This window comes from Paraferrimonas sedimenticola (genome assembly GCF_002282855.1).
Lineage (GTDB): Bacteria > Pseudomonadota > Gammaproteobacteria > Enterobacterales > Shewanellaceae > Paraferrimonas > Paraferrimonas sedimenticola.
Window position 1 is genome coordinate 34,318 of sequence record NZ_NRIR01000002.1, and the last position, 14,814, is coordinate 49,131.

Here is a 14,814-nt window from a genome sequence, read left to right on the forward strand (position 1 = left end):
GCATTGCATGTTCCATTATGGTGCAAAGATGTGAGCTTGCCATGATCTTTATCAGTCTTAGCTAAGATAGTTTGGTTTCCCCGCCAGACGGCGAACATCGGAAGTTTTGTTCTGCTTTGGTGCGGGCGAATAGCAGGCCTATTAGGCGTTGAGTAAATTAGCCAATCGCGTAAAAGCTGTGCTAAGGTGCCTGCGCAACAACAAGACCAATCACTATAAAAAATGAGGACATAATGTCGAACGCTGTTACCTCTTCGACTGACAATAACAAAGGATGGTTTAACCGCTTTTTAGCGGGTGTCGAATTCTTAGGGAATCTACTACCCCACCCAATTACTTTGTTTGCCATGTTCGCTTTGGGCGTGGTGTTATTTAGTGGCATTGCCGACTTCTTTGGCTTGTCGGCCATCGACCCACGCCCGGAAGGCGCTGCTGGTCGCGACCCTGATGGGGTGATCGAAGTGGTCAGCCTGATGAGCGCTGAAGGTCTGCAAAAAATTGTCACAGGACTGGTAACCAACTTCACAGGCTTTGCACCACTAGGCACCGTATTGGTGGCCCTGTTGGGTGTGAGCGTGGCCGAGCACTCGGGCATGCTATCGGCTGCGATGCGCGGCATGGTGATGGGCGCATCTAAGCGTCTCGTGACTTTCATGGTGGTATTCGCCGCCATTCTTTCTAATACCGCCTCAGAGCTGGGCTATGTGGTGCTGATTCCGCTGGCAGCGATGATTTTCCACAGCCTAGGCCGTCACCCGCTGGCCGGTTTGGCCGCAGCATTTGCCGGTGTATCCGGCGGTTATAGCGCCAACTTATTATTGGGTACCATTGACCCACTGTTGGCGGGCATTACCACTCCTGCGGCGCAAATGATTGACCCAGGTTACGAAGTTGGCCCAGAAGCCAACTGGTACTTCATGATGATCTCGGTGTTCTTAGTGGCCATTTTGGGTACTTGGGTGACTGAGAAAATCGTTGAGCCGCGCTTGGGCAAATACGACCCGTCAGAAGCGGCGGAAGACTTGAGCAACAATCAGGTACAGCACTTAAGCGACACCGAGCGCAAAGGTCTGCGCTACGCAGGTATCGCTTTCTTAGCCACTTGTGCACTGCTAGCGCTGACTATCGTTCCAGAGAACGGTGTACTGCGTCACCCAGAGACCGGTGCCGTAGCAGGCTCACCTTTCTTAAAAGGTATCGTGGTATTTATCTTCGTGACCTTTGCGATTCCAGGTTACGTGTACGGTCGTGTGGTTGGTACCATGAAAACCGATCGCGACGTTATCGACGCTATGTCTAAGAGCATGAGCTCGATGGGCATGTACATTGTCTTGGTATTCTTTGCCGCTCAATTCGTTGCTTTCTTTAGCTGGACCAACCTTGGCACCATTTTGGCGATTAACGGTGCGGCTTTGTTGGAAGCGCTGAATCTGACCGGACCTGAAGTCTTTATCGGCTTTATCTTCCTGTGTGCCTTGGTGAACTTGAGCTTAGGCTCATCGTCAGCACAGTGGGCGGTAACCGCGCCTATCTTTGTGCCTATGTTGATGCTGGTGGGCTACGCCCCTGAGACCATTCAGGCGGCATACCGTATTGGTGATTCGGTGACCAACCTTATAACGCCTATGATGAGCTACTTTGGCCTGATTTTGGCGGTGGCGACTAAGTACAAGAAAAACATGGGCATTGGGACTTTGGTGGCGACCATGCTGCCGTACTCCATGGTGTTCTTCGTCGGATGGGTTGCCCTGTTCTACATTTGGGTATTTGGTTTTGGCCTGCCAGTGGGTCCAAACTCGCCGATTTACTACCAACCTTAATCACTGCCTAACTGACAGTCGTCATCTTGCTGTCAGTATCTAGTCAGAAAATCCTCAAAGCCCGCAGCCACTTAGGTTGCGGGCTTTGGTTATCTTTTTGAAAGCGAATCGGCTATACTTCGCGCACATTTTATTAAGCGTCCGCTAACTTGGGTGTGAACCCAAGTACAATTACTCAGTACAGAGGCCATTTTGAGCAGTATTCAAACTAGCGATATCAGTAAGTTACGTAACATCGCGATCATTGCCCACGTTGACCACGGTAAGACTACCCTGGTAGATAAATTGCTACAGCAATCCGGTACTTTGGACAGCCGCGCCGACATGGACGAGCGTGTGATGGACTCCAACGATCTGGAAAAAGAGCGTGGTATTACCATTCTGGCCAAGAACACCGCCATCAACTGGAACGACTACCGCATTAATATCGTAGACACCCCAGGACACGCCGACTTCGGTGGTGAGGTTGAGCGCGTTATGTCTATGGTTGACTCGGTACTGCTGATTGTTGACGCCCAAGAAGGCCCAATGCCTCAGACTCGCTTCGTTACCCAGAAAGCCTTTGCGCAGGGTTTGAAGCCAATCGTAGTTATCAACAAAATCGACAAGCCAGGCGCGCGTCCTGACTGGGTAATGGACCAAGTCTTCGACTTGTTCGACAATCTAGGCGCTACCGACGAACAGTTGGACTTCCAAGTGGTTTACGCATCAGCCATCAATGGTTGGGCGTCGCTAGAAGAAGGCGAGCAGGGCGACAACATGAACCCGCTGTTCGAAACCATTTTGGAGCAAGTACCTGCCCCAACCGGCGACGTTGATGGTCCTTTCCAGATGCAAATCTCGCAGCTGGACTACAACTCTTACGTTGGGGTTATCGGCGTAGGTCGTGTAACTCGTGGTAGCGTTAAGCCGAACCAGCAAGTGACCATCAACTGTGCTGATGGCCACACCCGTACCGGTAAAGTGGGTACGGTTCTGGGCTACCTTGGCCTTGAGCGTCACGAGATCGACAAAGCGCAAGCGGGCGACCTGATTGCAATTACCGGTCTGGGTGAGCTGAAAATCTCTGACACGGTTTGCTGCCCAACTGAAATTGAGCCGCTACCAGCACTGTCTGTAGACGAGCCAACCGTAACCATGACTTTCCAGGTGAACACTTCTCCGTTCTCTGGCCAAGAAGGTAAGTACGTTACTTCGCGCAACATCCTTGAGCGCTTGCAACAAGAGCTGGTACACAACGTAGCACTGCGTGTTGAAGAGACCGACGATCCGGACAAGTTCCGCGTATCGGGCCGTGGTGAATTACACCTAGGTATTTTGATTGAGAACATGCGTCGTGAAGGTTACGAGCTAGCGGTATCGCGTCCAGAAGTTATCATGCGTGAAATCGACGGCGAGCTACAAGAACCGTACGAAACCGTGACTGTAGACGTTGAAGAAGAGCACCAGGGCTCCATCATGGAGAAAATGGGTCTTCGCAAAGCTGAGCTAACTGACATGGCACCAGACGGCAAAGGCCGTATTCGCATGGACTTCATCATGCCTAGCCGTGGACTGATTGGCTTCCAAACCGAGTTCATGACTCTGACGTCAGGCTCTGGTCTGATTTATCACACTTTCTTGCGCTATGGTCCGCACAAAGGTGGCGAGATTGGTCAACGTATCAATGGTGTACTGATTGCCAACGCGGCTGGTAAAGCTCTGACTAACGCCCTGTTTAACCTGCAAGAGCGCGGTCGTCTGATGATCGGCCACGGTGTTGAAGTTTACGAAGGTATGGTTATCGGTATCCACAGCCGCGACAACGACCTGACGGTTAACGCACTTAAGGGTAAGCAGCTGACCAACGTACGTGCATCAGGTACTGACGATGCGCAGGTACTGACGCCGCCAATCAAGATGACCCTTGAGCAAGCCCTTGAGTTCATCGATGACGATGAGTTGGTTGAAGTAACTCCTGAGAGCATCCGTATTCGCAAGAAGCTTCTAGCTGAAAACGAGCGTAAGCGCGCTAGCCGCGAAGCGAAAAAAGCTTAAGCGTAAGCGGAAGTTAACTACCAAAGGGCCGTCATATGACGGCCTTTTTTGTTTTAAGTGGCAGTAAAATAAGCAATTGACCCAATTGGGGGGAGCGTGTAGCCTTTGCGCCCTCGACTCCTGTGGTGCAGTAAATCCATGACTCAATCGATGACAGACACGCTTAAGCGTCAGGCCAGTTTAAGCCTGATTTTAGTGCTAGGCGCGCTCGGTGCGCTAACACCGCTGGCCATCGATATTTATTTACCCGCCATGCCCATGATTGGCGATGCGCTGGGCGCCAGTGCAGGCACTATTCAAATGACCTTGACCGCCTATGTGGCAGGCTTTGCCGCGGGTCAGCTGGTGTACGGGCCGATAAGCGATGCGCTGGGACGAAGGCCTGTGCTAATGGCCGGGCTTATCGCCTTTATGCTGTTGTCGGCTATGTGCGCGTTAGCCGTGTCTGCGGACATGCTGGTTTTGAGTCGTGCCTTGCAGGGGCTTGCTGGTGCTGCCACTTCTGTGGTGATCATGGCATTGGTGCGCGATTTGTTTGAGCGAGAAGACTTTGCTCGAACCATGTCCTTTATTACTTTGGTGGTGACGGTTGCCCCGCTGGTGGCCCCAATTATCGGAGGCTACTTGAGCGTTTGGCTTGGCTGGCGCTCGCTGTTTTGGCTGTTGGCCATGGTCGCCGCGATAGTCATGCTCATCGCCTATTGGCAAATCCCAGAAACCTTAGCCGAAGAAAAACGCCAACCGCTGCAACTGCGCGCAGCGCTTAAGAACTACGCCCGTTTGCTCACTCACCCAGGTGCGATGGCACTGGTGCTTGCCGGTGCGTTGTCCTTTAGTGGCATGTTTACCTTTCTAACCGCCGGGCCTTTTGTCTACATCGAGCTATATGGGGTTGAGCCACAAAACTTTGGTTACTTCTTTGGCGCCAATATTGGCTGCATGATTTTAATCACTAGCCTTAATGGCAAGTGGGTAAAACGGGTGGGCATTCACAGTATGCTGCGCGGTGCACTGGCACTAAAAATCGTGGCGGGTATCGGTCTGTTTTGCGCTTGGCTGCTGGACTGGGGTTTGTGGGGCGTGGCGCCCTTTGTGACTCTCTACATAGGCACTATTTCGGTGATCGGCAGTAACTCCATGGGGATCATCTTAAGCGAATTTCCGACCATGGCCGGCACCGCATCGTCGATTACCGGCACCCTGCGCTTTGGCACCGCGGCAGTGATCAGCGCTTTGGTGGCGTTACTACCTCAAGCCGCTTGGCCAATGATTTTGGTAATGGCTTTATGCAGCGTTAGCGCAGCAAGTTTGTACGCGCTTTCTTGCCGGCTAACGCCCAAAAGTTAGCTTACATTTCATGAATTGGCGCCAGTTCGATAGAGCCGCCCGCGGCTAAAATGGGGCAAGCCTTGGCCTTGTTGACCGCGTCTTGATCATCAGCGGCATCAATTAGGCTGTAACCACTGGCTGGGTTGGCGCCACCATTGTTGACTACCGAGCCATCACTATTCACTGTGGTTGACAGTCCCACTGGCGCACCGCCGTCAATCACCGCACCGCCCATGGAGGCAAACCAAGCCCCCCATTGGTCCATTACCTCATCGATTTCCGCCTGAGTGTTTGGGGAAGTACCACCGTGGTAAACAAACAGATACTTGGCCATGTCGCTCTCCTAGGGCAAAAGTTGCCCATAAGCATAGCCAACGCCAAGCATTTCGGGGTTTAATCGGCTGAGCTAGCAGCTATCAGTGCATCCGATAACTTTGCTGGCTGACAGATTTGCTCGATTTCGATTTGCCTTGTGGCCATGTGCAACGCAGCACTTAGGTTGGCGTTACATTGTTAGAATCTTATACTAGCGCTCCCAATTCAGTCTGAGCGGATACTCCATGAGTCTCACCTTTAAGCCCTACACCCAAGCTCAACTAGCCGGTTGCATGGCGCTGTTTGATAGCAACATGCCCAAGTACTTTGCGCCAGAAGAACGTGACGAGTTTGAAGATTTCTTAAAGCGATTCGCCGAGCCCGATGGCTATCTGACTTTGTGGAATGATGAGCAGCTTATCGGTTGTGGTGGTATTGCCGCAAAGCAGGATTATGTGGTGCTGGCGTGGGGCATGATTGACTCGAAGCGTCATGGCAAAGGCTATGGCCGTAGTCTAACCGAGCAACGGTTAGTACAAGCTCAACAGCAGTTTCCCGAGAAAGAAGTACAAATCGAAACCTCGCAACACAGCCAAGGCTTCTATCAAAAGATGGGCTTTCATGTGACTCGAGTAGAAGCGGATGGCTTTGCTAAAGGCATAGATTTGGTCGCCATGACGTACGTGCCTGTGTAAGTTCGACACAAAAAAAGGAGCCCAAAGGCTCCTTTTCTCCACTCAATCTCGACGTTACAGAGGGTCAAACGAGAAGGTTTGTCCGGCCAGCGCCGCTTCGTACATCAAACCGCCTTTTGCCACGGTAAATACCGCCATGCCTTCGATGTAGCTGCCAGTTGCTGAAGAGTGGCCTGCACTGGCGCTGTTACCCGTGGTACCGGCTTTGGCGTTAGCGCCAACGGTAATCGCAACGGCTGAGGCCTGCGCGCCAAATTCAAAGCTGCCCGAGGTGAAGTCGTCATAAGCGGCTTTGTCTTTAAAGAAAATCACTTCTGAGTAGGCCTGACCGCCGAGCTGAAAGCCAAAAGACACTTGCGTCAGGCTGGTTTTGCCGGTGACGGCACCACCTCGATACACCTTGCCTTTACCATATGCGCCGCCAAGACCTATGCCACCTTTACCTACGGTTGGGAAAATAGCGAAGCCGTACGCGGTGTCGAAGAAGTGGCGAGTTTCTTCGGCTTCTTTGAAGGTATCAATGGCGCGTTGATAGTCGTCTGCCATCGCATTGGTTGAAAGGGATAGGCCGAGCACCATCAATAGGGCTGAAATTATGCGTGTCATGGTTTTGGACTCCTAGTCTCTATATTCTCAATAGCTTAACAGAAAAAAACGCGCTGGGTAGTGCGCGGTTTTAGCGGTCATCGACGAGATTGGTGGCGAGCGGAGGCGCCCTTTGGCGGTTTGTCGGGAACCGGCCGACGCTCGGCCAACAAGTGCTTTATCGCCATTACTGGGTGGCGCATCAGCATGCGTGGGCCTGCATAGCGCATGATGGTCTTGGCACGCTCGCGCATTTCTGGCTTATAGCAGTGAATTGGGCATTTAGCGCAGGTGGGTTTGTCTTGGCCGTAGGGGCAGCGCACCAGCTTTTTGTGGGCGAACTGCAGAAAGTCGCGGCACTCCTCGCAAGGGTGCGTCCCTTGATGATGGTGTTGGCAGTAAATCCGTACCATGGCAGTGATGGTGCGAAACTCGTAAGCCAGACTGCCAGTTAAGCTCGGCTCAGTTGCCATTGCTAAATCCTATTAAACAACTCGGGTATTGGTTGAGATTGCACCACAGCAAAACGCAACTGCCAACTTGTGCTGGCAGGAATTAGACCTGTGCCACAGTTTTCGGCGAGCTTGGCTAGGTTCCGCAGAAAGTTTGGTAGCTCAAGTCGTACTCGGGCTTAGCGCTTTGAAAGTCCGACGTCTCGTCAAGCTGTTGATAGGGTTGCTGTAGCACTTTGAGAAAGCGTTTAAAGGGGGCTAAATCGCCATGCTCAACCGCCGCCTCAAGTACCGCTTCCACCCAATGGTTGCGCGGGATGACCCTAGGGTTTGCCGCGCGCATAAGCTGGTACGCACCATTGGGCTCGCTCGCTAGCGCTTCGTGCCAAAGCGGCAACCAGTCCCCCAGCACTGCTTGCAAGGGCGCTAGCAAACTTGAGTCTTGTTGGCTTTCCGTGAGCCTATCAAAGGTTTGGGTGTAATCCAGCCCCTGTTGTTGCATGCGCTCTACCAAAGTGGCTATCAACTCCTGGTGCTTGTCAGCATCGCTTAGCCCTAATTTTTGCGCTAGCACCTCGCCAAAATCTCGCTCAAAGGATTCGCCCAAGCCGTCGACAAAGTCCTGCAGCTTCGCAAGGACTTCCTGTTTTTCACCCGGCATTAATGGCAGCAAGGTCTCAGTTAATCTAGCCAGATTCCACTGGGCGATATGGGGCTGGCGGCCAAAGGCGTAACGACCTTGTTGGTCGATGGACGAATACACCTGATTGAGGTCAAAGGTGCCGAGCATGGCGCAAGGACCATAGTCTATGGTGTCACCACTGATAGCGCAGTTGTCGGTATTCATCACCCCGTGAATAAAGCCCACTCGCATCCAGGCTTTAATTAACTGGCGCTGTTTCTCTGCCACCGCTTGCAAGAAGAGCAATGGCGCTTGAGCGTCATTTGGGTCTATGTGCGGGTAATGACGTGCAATGGCGTAATCGAGTAGGCGTTTGGTGGCCTCAGGGCCCAGTTGATTGGCGGCGTACTGAAAGCTACCAACCCGCAAGTGACTGGCCATCAGTCGAGTGACAATTGCGCCGGGCTCGGCGCCTTGGCGGTAAACTGTCTCACCAGTGCTGACGACGGCTAGGCAGCGGCCGGTTGGCACACCTAAGGCGTACATGGCCTCGCTCATTAAATATTCGCGCAAAGCCGGGGCTAGTGCACAGCGGCCATCACCGCCTCTTGAGAAATCGGTGATCCCTGAGCCTTTGAGCTGCACTTCCCAATCGCTTCCATCTAGCCCTTTTAGCTCACCCAGCAGATGAGCGCGACCATCCCCTAAGCGAGGGTTGTAATGACCGAACTGATGACCGGCATAGGCGCAGGCGATGGGTTCACTGCCGGGTAAGGTCTGATTGCCGCAAAAAACCTTTGCCAACTCGAGGGCTGAACTTGGCAAAGACTCAGGCGCTAGGTTGGCCTTAGCCCACGCCTCGTTAAACAGTAACAATTCAGGCTGTCGGACCGGGGTTGGTTCAGTGCGCTCAAAAAATTCACTGCCGAGCTGGATGAAACTGGGAGGGTGAAGCGACATGCTGACCTCGTATTTACAGATTTGTCGTGGCTGAAAACGCTTGCACGCAGGAAATGGCTCACCTTATGATGCCAAATCTTATTGAGATCCAATACTTAATGATTCTAATCAGAGCTCGAGTATTGAGGATAGCCCGCGGGGATGCAATGAAACTCACCTGTCAACTCGACCAACAACAAGGCACTTTGAGTCTAGCGGGCGACTTGCCCGACTACGACGATTTTAGCGACTTCGGCGAGCGTTTGACCCAAGCGTTAGAGATTCGCGTTGTTGAACGCCAGTCCGGAGCCGACCGCCATCAGTGGAGCTTGGACTTTGAAGGCTCGCGGTTACGCCTGCATTTTGAGGGCTACTCTAGTGCGGTGTGGTTTGAGCTCGAGGACCGCAGTGAAACTGAGTTGTTGAGCTACTTAGGTCGACGCATAGAAGGTGGGCTATCGCTATGAGCGCGAGTTTTGATTATCAACAACTCACGCCTGATTTGATCATTCAGGCGATCGAATCGATTGGAGTGTATCCCGAAACCGGACTTTTGCCGCTAAACAGCTACGAAAACCGCGTTTACCAATTTCGCTGTGACCGCGGCAATCGCTACGTGGTGAAGTTCTATCGCCCACAGCGCTGGAGCCGAGCGCAGATTCAAGAAGAGCTGGATTTTGCCGATCTATTGGCGGCCCACGAAGTGCCGGTGGCCACCGCCTACCGACAAGACGGCGCTAACCTGTTTGAATTTGGCGGTTTTAGCTTTGCCCTGTTTCACTCTATGGGTGGGCGCACCTTTGAGGTGGACAACTGGGATCAGCTAGAAGTGGTCGGCCGTTTTCTCGGTCGTATTCATCAACTGGCCGCCGCTGAGCCTTTCAAACACAGACCGGTGCTGAGTGTCAGCGAGTTCGTTGAGAAGCCGCTGGCGTTTCTGAAAAACAGTGAGTTGGTGCCGCGTAGTCTGGAGACCCCATACTTTACCGTGTTGGAGTTAGTGGCTGAGCGTGTAATGAAGGCCTGGCAGCAGGTCGACTCATCAGAGTTCATTCGCCTGCACGGTGACTTGCACCCAAGCAACATTTTGTGGATGGAGGATGGCCCGGGCTTTGTGGATTTAGACGATGCGCGCCAAGGCCCTGCGGTGCAAGACCTGTGGATGATGCTCAGTGGTGACCGGCAGCAACAACTGGCGCAACTGGACATGTTGGCGGAAAGCTACGACGAATTCTGTGAGTTTCCGGCTAAACAACTGCCGCTAATTGAGCCATTGCGAGCGATGCGTATGATTCATTATTGCGCTTGGATAGGGCGTCGTTGGCAAGACCCTGCATTTCCTCGGAACTTTCCTTGGTATGCAGAGGACAAATACTGGGAACAGCAAATTCTTGCCCTCAAAGAGCAATTGGCAGCATTAGACGAGGCTCCCATTCGCTTACCCGGGCAATTCTAACTGGGGCGGCTTTGTGCTAGGCTGGCGCCTAGACACTGATGGCTTAAAAAAATTTCAAAAGGAAAGCAAATGAAAAAGCTAATGGCGTGCGCGTTGGCGCTGATGTTAACTCCACTGGCCGCGTTGGCTGATTTTAAAGAAGGCGTTAACTACGAGGTGATTAACCAGGGTGAAGGTTCGGCAAAGCCAACCGTTACCGAGTACTTTTCTTTCTTCTGTGGCCACTGTAATACCTTTGAAAAAGGCTATGTGCCTCGTTTGAAAGGCGAATTGAAAGATGCTGACGTGGTATTCAAGCAAAACCACGTTGACTTCATCGGGCGTGAGATGGGCGTTGCCATGACCAAGGCTTACGCGATTGCCATTCAGCTTGGCGTTACCGAAAAAGTGAAGCCAGTGCTGTTCTCACGTATTCACGATGAGAAAAAAGCACCGCGCACGCCAAAAGAAATTCGCGATGTCTTCATCGCCACTGGTGTGAATCCTGCAGATTACGACAAGGCTGCTGAGTCCTTTATGGTTAAAACCATGGCGTCGCAAATGGCTCGCAGTACTCAAAACGCCAAACTGACCGGCGTTCCTACCTTTGTGGTTAATGACAAGTACCGCGTGAACACTCAATCGGTGAAGAGTTTCGACGAGCTAAGTGAGTTGATTCTGTATTTGACTCAAAAAGACTAAGCAATTGTTTAGCGACAAAAAAAAACGCACCTTAACGGGTGCGTTTTTGGTTTTGAAGTCAGTACAAACTGGCTTCGACCTGTCGGCCTTGAGTAACGTATTTACTCTAGCAGTTTGTCAAATTTTTGGCAATTTATGGGATTTTGACGCCTTGTGTCGATCCGGAACTGGTAATAAAAAATCCCCCGTTTAAAACAAAAAGTTTTAAATACAGTGGGGAGCATTGGACCAGTTTCGCTGTCTGAATATGGGACACTAGTGTCATCGGGATCGATTTGCACGGAGGGCGTATGAGAAGATTTCCCGTTTTTGCGCCAAAGCTAATTGCGAAACACGCTCGGATTCTTGTCAACGGAGTGATTTGGGTAAAGCATCTGGGCTGGCTTCGCTTTAAGCAAGGGCGATTCTTGGCCAAAGCCGCAGATCCAATCAAGGTGAAAGAGGCGGTCAAGCTACTCAACCAAGAAATGCAGACCTCACAGGTTAATGCATAGCAAACGAAAGAGGCGCTTTATAGCGCCTCTTTGACTTCCTGATTGATGCGGTCGAGCATCCCATTCACTTTGTCGTTCCACTGCTGCAGCTGACTCTGAAGTTCTTGATTCTCGCTTTGCAGTGTTTGCTGTTGTTGTTGCAGCGTGCGATTGTTAGCGCGTTCTTCGTCCAGTTCCATTTTCAAAAGCTCAATGGTTTCGAGGGCGACTTGTACCTTGCTTTCCAGCTGGCTTAATAATTCTAGACTCATAAATATCCTTGCAAATGCGGTGTTCGCTTGCCTGTCATTCTAGCAAGTGTGGTTCTAAGCGAAAGCGTAAAATCAGGTTATTACTGACTTTGTTTCGCGTTCGCTGATTTAATCGCCAGTAAAGGCTTACCAACCCAGTAACTCAAGCGCTCGTTGGGTTTGTGCTTGGCTGTACGGGGTCAATTTCCAGTGCTGTGGGCTCCAACCTTGCAAGAAACGACAAAAGTCTGCCCAAGCCACACAATAGAGTTGCCGCCATTCGCGTTCAACTTCAGCGGCGTTGATATTCGGGTGATATTGCTCAATTGCCTGGTTTAGCCGTTCGAAGTAGCGGCTGAGAATCTGCTCCTCGTATTGCTCGGCTTCGTACTCATTGAACACGCTGCTAATGAAGTAAGCCAGATCCTGCACGCCAACGCCGGCGCCTATGTACTGGAAATCCACCGCCGCAACTTGCGTGTGGTCTTTGCTAAAGCAGAAATTCGCCAGCTTGGCATCGCCGTGGACTATGGTCTGATACTGACAGGAGCGCAGCGCTGCATCGATATCACTGGCGGCCTGCTTTAACTTACCCTCGGCCATGGCTTGCCATTCGTCCGGGCGAGTCTGCAGGTGCCAATAGCAGCCTTGCTCCCACAATCCCGTCGGTGTTTGGCCTAAGTAAAATCCGTGAAATTCAGCCAACCAGTCGATGACACTGGTAATGGTCTCTCCTTTGGCTTGGCGTAGCACTTGGGTAAAACCCAAAGGCGCCAAATCCTCCAGAATCAGCAGTAATTGAGTGTCGTCTTGGTGGCTGGCAATCACTTTGGGGACTGTTACAGGCGAGTCCTTGGCCAGTCCCTGATACCAGCTCGACTCTACTTGATAGGACCGCAGTTTGCGTTGATGGGATAGGTCGTTACCCCAGCCGCGAACGTTGCTGCGTCGTTTGGCCCAATCGATTTGCTTAACGATGACCGAGCCATGCTCACCGCCTATCAAGTTGACCCTGACGAGCTGGCCGTAGTCGCTCCATAGGGGCTGGATCAATTGTTCAGAAAAGATGGCGTCAGCCTGACACTGCTCGAGCAAATAGCTCTGGTTGGCGGAAGAGAGGTACATTTGAATAACAAGAGTATTAATTTTTGGTTATTGTGCCACAGGCGGCTATGTCTCTCTAGTTACTCCATTCGGGTTAATTTTTAACTAAAGGCACTAAGCTTCCTATTATTTGTGTTAGCTGGATCGCGTTTTTTGCGCCATTTGATAGGATTTGCGAAACGAGTTGTTAGGCTTGTATCCCCCAAAGTTAGAGAGTCGATAACATGCGTTTTCATCTGTCGCTTGCCGTTGCCAGCTTGCTACTAATTAGTGGTTGCGACGAGGCGTCTGTCGATAGCAACACCAAAGAGTTGGTGATTGCGCCTGCGCTGCAGTTACAGCTGAACAGCGATGCCGAGCATGGGGCACAGTGGCAACTCTGCTACCCCTTGCAACAAGAGCCAGCGCAAGACCCTCAATGTCAGGGTGAGATTGAAGATTTTAGCTTTGAGTGGGGTAAGCGTCGTCGCATTTTAGTAGAAGTCATCGATGAGCCTGAGTCTGGCGAATTCGGCCAGTATCGCTTTATTCGCGACCAAGAAATCGAGCTAGAGCCACTAGCCCAAGTTTACAACTACCCAAGAGTGGTGATGGGCGAGCAAAGTTTGGTGAAGAAGGCTGGCGAGTATTATTTCTTTGGTCAGCCCATCGACTGCCCTGATGAGCACCTTTGCCGTGGTCTTGCTAACCTAGAAGCCACCCAAACCGTGGTGGACTTGGAATTCGAGCTGGTGGGCGAGTCTCGCATAGCTCTGACTGATTGGCGCTAACCGATTGGCGCTGAACATCGGCGCCAATCAATAAGCGTTAACTCAAAGGCGCTAGCTCGGTTGCCAGCGCCTCTTGCTTACAAGCCTTCTACCGGCGGTACTCGTACCCAGCCTTCCATCAGCACTCGTGCGCTGCGGCTCATGATCGCCTGACGCACTTGCCACTGACCATCCACCGACTCGGTTTGCGCTCCAACCTTAAGCGTGCCTGAAGGATGACCAAACACCACTGACTGGCGCTCGCCACCACCGGCGGCCAGATTCACCAGAGTACCCGGAATACAGGCGGCCGCAGCAATGGCCACAGCGGCGGTGCCCATCATGGCGTGGTGCAATTGTCCCATGGACATGGCGCGTACTTGGAGATCGATGTCACTGGCGTCGATGGCTTTGCCGCTTGACGCTGTGTAGCTACTTGGCGGCGCTACAAAGGCGATTTTTGGGGTATGGGCCCGAGACTGGGCTTGGTCTGGGTGCTCAATTAACCCCATGGCCACAGCGCCATGGGCGCGAATGGTCTCAAAGCGCTCAAGGGCCGCTGAGTCAGAGTTAATGTCACTTTGCATTTCGTCCCCGCGATAGCCTATGTCTGCCGCATTGACGAAAATGGTAGGAATACCGGCATTGATGAAGGTGGCTTTAAAGCTACCCACTCCAGGGACTTCGAGCATGTCTACCAGATTGCCCGTGGGGAATACGGATTCACCCGGTGCTGATGGGTCGACAAAGGCCACTTCCACCTCAGCGGCGGGGAAGGTCACCCCGTCGAGTTCAAAGTCGCCGGTCTCTTGTACTCGTCCGTTGCGAATGGGCACCTTGGCGATGATGGTTTTTTGGATATTCACCTGCCAGATGCGTACCTCGGCAATGCCATTTTCTGGAATGCGGGTCGGGTCCACCAAGCCAGACTGTATCGCAAACGCTCCCACCGCAGCGGTTAAGTTGCCGCAGTTGCCACTCCAGTCGACGAAGGGCTTATTGATAGCCACTTGGCCAAACAGATAATCCACGTCGTGATTGGCTTGTGTGGTCTTCGAGAGAATCACTGTCTTGCTGGTGGAAGAGGTGGCGCCACCCATGCCGTCGGTGTGCTTGGCGTAAGGATCTGGGCTGCCAATCACTCGCAACAATAACGCGTCTCGTACAGGCCCGGGCTGTTGCGCCGCCTCGGGTAAGTCGGTCAGATTAAAGAACACGCCTTTACTGGTGCCGCCGCGCATATAGGTGGCGGGAATTTTGATTTGGGCGGGAAAAGCCATGAGTTGTCCTTTTTAAAAGCGAAAAA

The 14,814-nt window shown here is 52.2% G+C and carries 16 protein-coding genes; 9 read left to right on the top strand and 7 right to left on the bottom strand.

Annotated features, from left to right (window positions below):
* Positions 1 to 233 precede the first annotated feature (233 nt).
* From CLC93_RS03525 to CLC93_RS03535, 3 genes are all read left to right on the top strand, one after another.
* Positions 234 to 1,820 (top strand): AbgT family transporter, encoded by a 1,587-nt coding sequence (locus CLC93_RS03525; protein WP_095504574.1) that lies wholly within the window; start codon positions 234 to 236, stop codon positions 1,818 to 1,820.
* 201 nt (positions 1,821 to 2,021) lie between these two features.
* Entirely contained in the window at positions 2,022 to 3,857 is a 1,836-nt protein-coding gene (typA, locus tag CLC93_RS03530) for a translational GTPase TypA (protein WP_095505007.1), read from the top strand.
* Between the two features lie 138 nt (positions 3,858 to 3,995).
* Positions 3,996 to 5,204 (top strand): Bcr/CflA family multidrug efflux MFS transporter, encoded by a 1,209-nt coding sequence (locus CLC93_RS03535; protein WP_095504575.1) that lies wholly within the window; start codon positions 3,996 to 3,998, stop codon positions 5,202 to 5,204.
* A gap of 1 nt (position 5,205) precedes the next feature.
* On the opposite strand, the gene CLC93_RS03540 is transcribed toward CLC93_RS03535, so the two are convergent.
* Positions 5,206 to 5,520: a YciI family protein gene (locus tag CLC93_RS03540; RefSeq protein WP_095504576.1), complete on the bottom strand. Its 315-nt coding sequence runs from the start codon at positions 5,518 to 5,520 to the stop codon at positions 5,206 to 5,208.
* A gap of 226 nt (positions 5,521 to 5,746) precedes the next feature.
* On the opposite strand from CLC93_RS03540, the gene CLC93_RS03545 reads away from it, so the two are divergent.
* Positions 5,747 to 6,196, top strand: a complete 450-nt coding sequence (locus CLC93_RS03545) for a GNAT family N-acetyltransferase (RefSeq protein ID WP_095504577.1) — start codon at positions 5,747 to 5,749, stop codon at positions 6,194 to 6,196.
* A gap of 54 nt (positions 6,197 to 6,250) precedes the next feature.
* Here the strand turns inward: CLC93_RS03545 and CLC93_RS03550 are convergent, their stop codons facing one another.
* From CLC93_RS03550 to CLC93_RS03560, 3 genes are all read right to left on the bottom strand, one after another.
* Positions 6,251 to 6,802, bottom strand: a complete 552-nt coding sequence (locus CLC93_RS03550) for a lipid-binding SYLF domain-containing protein (protein ID WP_095504578.1) — start codon at positions 6,800 to 6,802, stop codon at positions 6,251 to 6,253.
* A gap of 77 nt (positions 6,803 to 6,879) precedes the next feature.
* Positions 6,880 to 7,254: a nitrous oxide-stimulated promoter family protein gene (locus tag CLC93_RS03555; RefSeq protein WP_095504579.1), complete on the bottom strand. Its 375-nt coding sequence runs from the start codon at positions 7,252 to 7,254 to the stop codon at positions 6,880 to 6,882.
* Between the two features lie 115 nt (positions 7,255 to 7,369).
* Positions 7,370 to 8,815: a protein adenylyltransferase SelO gene (locus CLC93_RS03560; RefSeq protein ID WP_095504580.1), complete on the bottom strand. Its 1,446-nt coding sequence runs from the start codon at positions 8,813 to 8,815 to the stop codon at positions 7,370 to 7,372.
* A 146-nt stretch (positions 8,816 to 8,961) separates the two neighbouring features.
* Here CLC93_RS03560 and CLC93_RS03565 point away from each other — a divergent pair, with 146 nt between their 5' ends.
* The 4 genes from CLC93_RS03565 to CLC93_RS03580 all read left to right on the top strand — a co-directional run bounded on the left by CLC93_RS03565 (position 8,962) and on the right by CLC93_RS03580 (position 11,425).
* Positions 8,962 to 9,261: a DUF3630 family protein gene (locus tag CLC93_RS03565; protein ID WP_169902806.1), complete on the top strand. Its 300-nt coding sequence runs from the start codon at positions 8,962 to 8,964 to the stop codon at positions 9,259 to 9,261.
* Complete coding sequence (locus tag CLC93_RS03570) at positions 9,258 to 10,250, top strand: serine/threonine protein kinase (protein ID WP_095504582.1); 993 nt, start codon at positions 9,258 to 9,260, stop codon at positions 10,248 to 10,250. Before CLC93_RS03565 ends, CLC93_RS03570 begins: the two co-directional genes overlap by 4 nt.
* 69 nt (positions 10,251 to 10,319) lie before the next feature.
* Positions 10,320 to 10,931 carry a thiol:disulfide interchange protein DsbA/DsbL gene (locus tag CLC93_RS03575; protein ID WP_095504583.1) on the top strand — a complete coding sequence of 204 codons (612 nt, stop codon included), beginning with the start codon at positions 10,320 to 10,322 and terminating at the stop codon, positions 10,929 to 10,931.
* Between the two features lie 290 nt (positions 10,932 to 11,221).
* A complete protein-coding gene (locus tag CLC93_RS03580; protein ID WP_095504584.1) occupies positions 11,222 to 11,425 on the top strand; it encodes a DUF1107 family protein in 204 nt (67 codons plus the stop codon).
* A 17-nt stretch (positions 11,426 to 11,442) separates the two neighbouring features.
* Here the strand turns inward: CLC93_RS03580 and CLC93_RS03585 are convergent, their stop codons facing one another.
* Both CLC93_RS03585 and CLC93_RS03590 read right to left on the bottom strand, forming a co-directional pair.
* Positions 11,443 to 11,676 carry a cell division protein ZapB gene (locus CLC93_RS03585; RefSeq protein ID WP_095504585.1) on the bottom strand — a complete coding sequence of 78 codons (234 nt, stop codon included), beginning with the start codon at positions 11,674 to 11,676 and terminating at the stop codon, positions 11,443 to 11,445.
* A gap of 126 nt (positions 11,677 to 11,802) precedes the next feature.
* Entirely contained in the window at positions 11,803 to 12,780 is a 978-nt protein-coding gene (locus CLC93_RS03590; RefSeq protein ID WP_095504586.1) for a phosphotransferase family protein, read from the bottom strand.
* A 203-nt stretch (positions 12,781 to 12,983) separates the two neighbouring features.
* Between CLC93_RS03590 and CLC93_RS03595 the strand changes: the two genes are divergently transcribed.
* Complete coding sequence (locus tag CLC93_RS03595; RefSeq protein ID WP_095504587.1) at positions 12,984 to 13,529, top strand: hypothetical protein; 546 nt, start codon at positions 12,984 to 12,986, stop codon at positions 13,527 to 13,529.
* 77 nt (positions 13,530 to 13,606) lie between these two features.
* On the opposite strand, the gene prpF is transcribed toward CLC93_RS03595, so the two are convergent.
* Positions 13,607 to 14,788 carry a 2-methylaconitate cis-trans isomerase PrpF gene (gene prpF / locus CLC93_RS03600; protein ID WP_095504588.1) on the bottom strand — a complete coding sequence of 394 codons (1,182 nt, stop codon included), beginning with the start codon at positions 14,786 to 14,788 and terminating at the stop codon, positions 13,607 to 13,609.
* Between the last annotated feature and the right edge of the window lie 26 nt (positions 14,789 to 14,814).

Coding starts and splice junctions, on each gene's coding strand:
- CLC93_RS03525 (WP_095504574.1), top strand. CDS start 234: ATGTCGAACGCTGTTACCTCTTCGACTGACAATAACAAAGGATGGTTT.
- CLC93_RS03535 (WP_095504575.1), top strand. CDS start 3,996: ATGACTCAATCGATGACAGACACGCTTAAGCGTCAGGCCAGTTTAAGC.
- CLC93_RS03540 (WP_095504576.1), bottom strand. CDS start 5,520: ATGGCCAAGTATCTGTTTGTTTACCACGGTGGTACTTCCCCAAACACT.
- CLC93_RS03545 (WP_095504577.1), top strand. CDS start 5,747: ATGAGTCTCACCTTTAAGCCCTACACCCAAGCTCAACTAGCCGGTTGC.
- CLC93_RS03550 (WP_095504578.1), bottom strand. CDS start 6,802: ATGACACGCATAATTTCAGCCCTATTGATGGTGCTCGGCCTATCCCTT.
- CLC93_RS03555 (WP_095504579.1), bottom strand. CDS start 7,254: ATGGCAACTGAGCCGAGCTTAACTGGCAGTCTGGCTTACGAGTTTCGC.
- CLC93_RS03560 (WP_095504580.1), bottom strand. CDS start 8,815: ATGTCGCTTCACCCTCCCAGTTTCATCCAGCTCGGCAGTGAATTTTTT.
- CLC93_RS03565 (WP_169902806.1), top strand. CDS start 8,962: ATGAAACTCACCTGTCAACTCGACCAACAACAAGGCACTTTGAGTCTA.
- CLC93_RS03570 (WP_095504582.1), top strand. CDS start 9,258: ATGAGCGCGAGTTTTGATTATCAACAACTCACGCCTGATTTGATCATT.
- CLC93_RS03575 (WP_095504583.1), top strand. CDS start 10,320: ATGAAAAAGCTAATGGCGTGCGCGTTGGCGCTGATGTTAACTCCACTG.
- CLC93_RS03580 (WP_095504584.1), top strand. CDS start 11,222: ATGAGAAGATTTCCCGTTTTTGCGCCAAAGCTAATTGCGAAACACGCT.
- CLC93_RS03585 (WP_095504585.1), bottom strand. CDS start 11,676: ATGAGTCTAGAATTATTAAGCCAGCTGGAAAGCAAGGTACAAGTCGCC.
- CLC93_RS03590 (WP_095504586.1), bottom strand. CDS start 12,780: ATGTACCTCTCTTCCGCCAACCAGAGCTATTTGCTCGAGCAGTGTCAG.
- CLC93_RS03595 (WP_095504587.1), top strand. CDS start 12,984: ATGCGTTTTCATCTGTCGCTTGCCGTTGCCAGCTTGCTACTAATTAGT.
- prpF (WP_095504588.1), bottom strand. CDS start 14,788: ATGGCTTTTCCCGCCCAAATCAAAATTCCCGCCACCTATATGCGCGGC.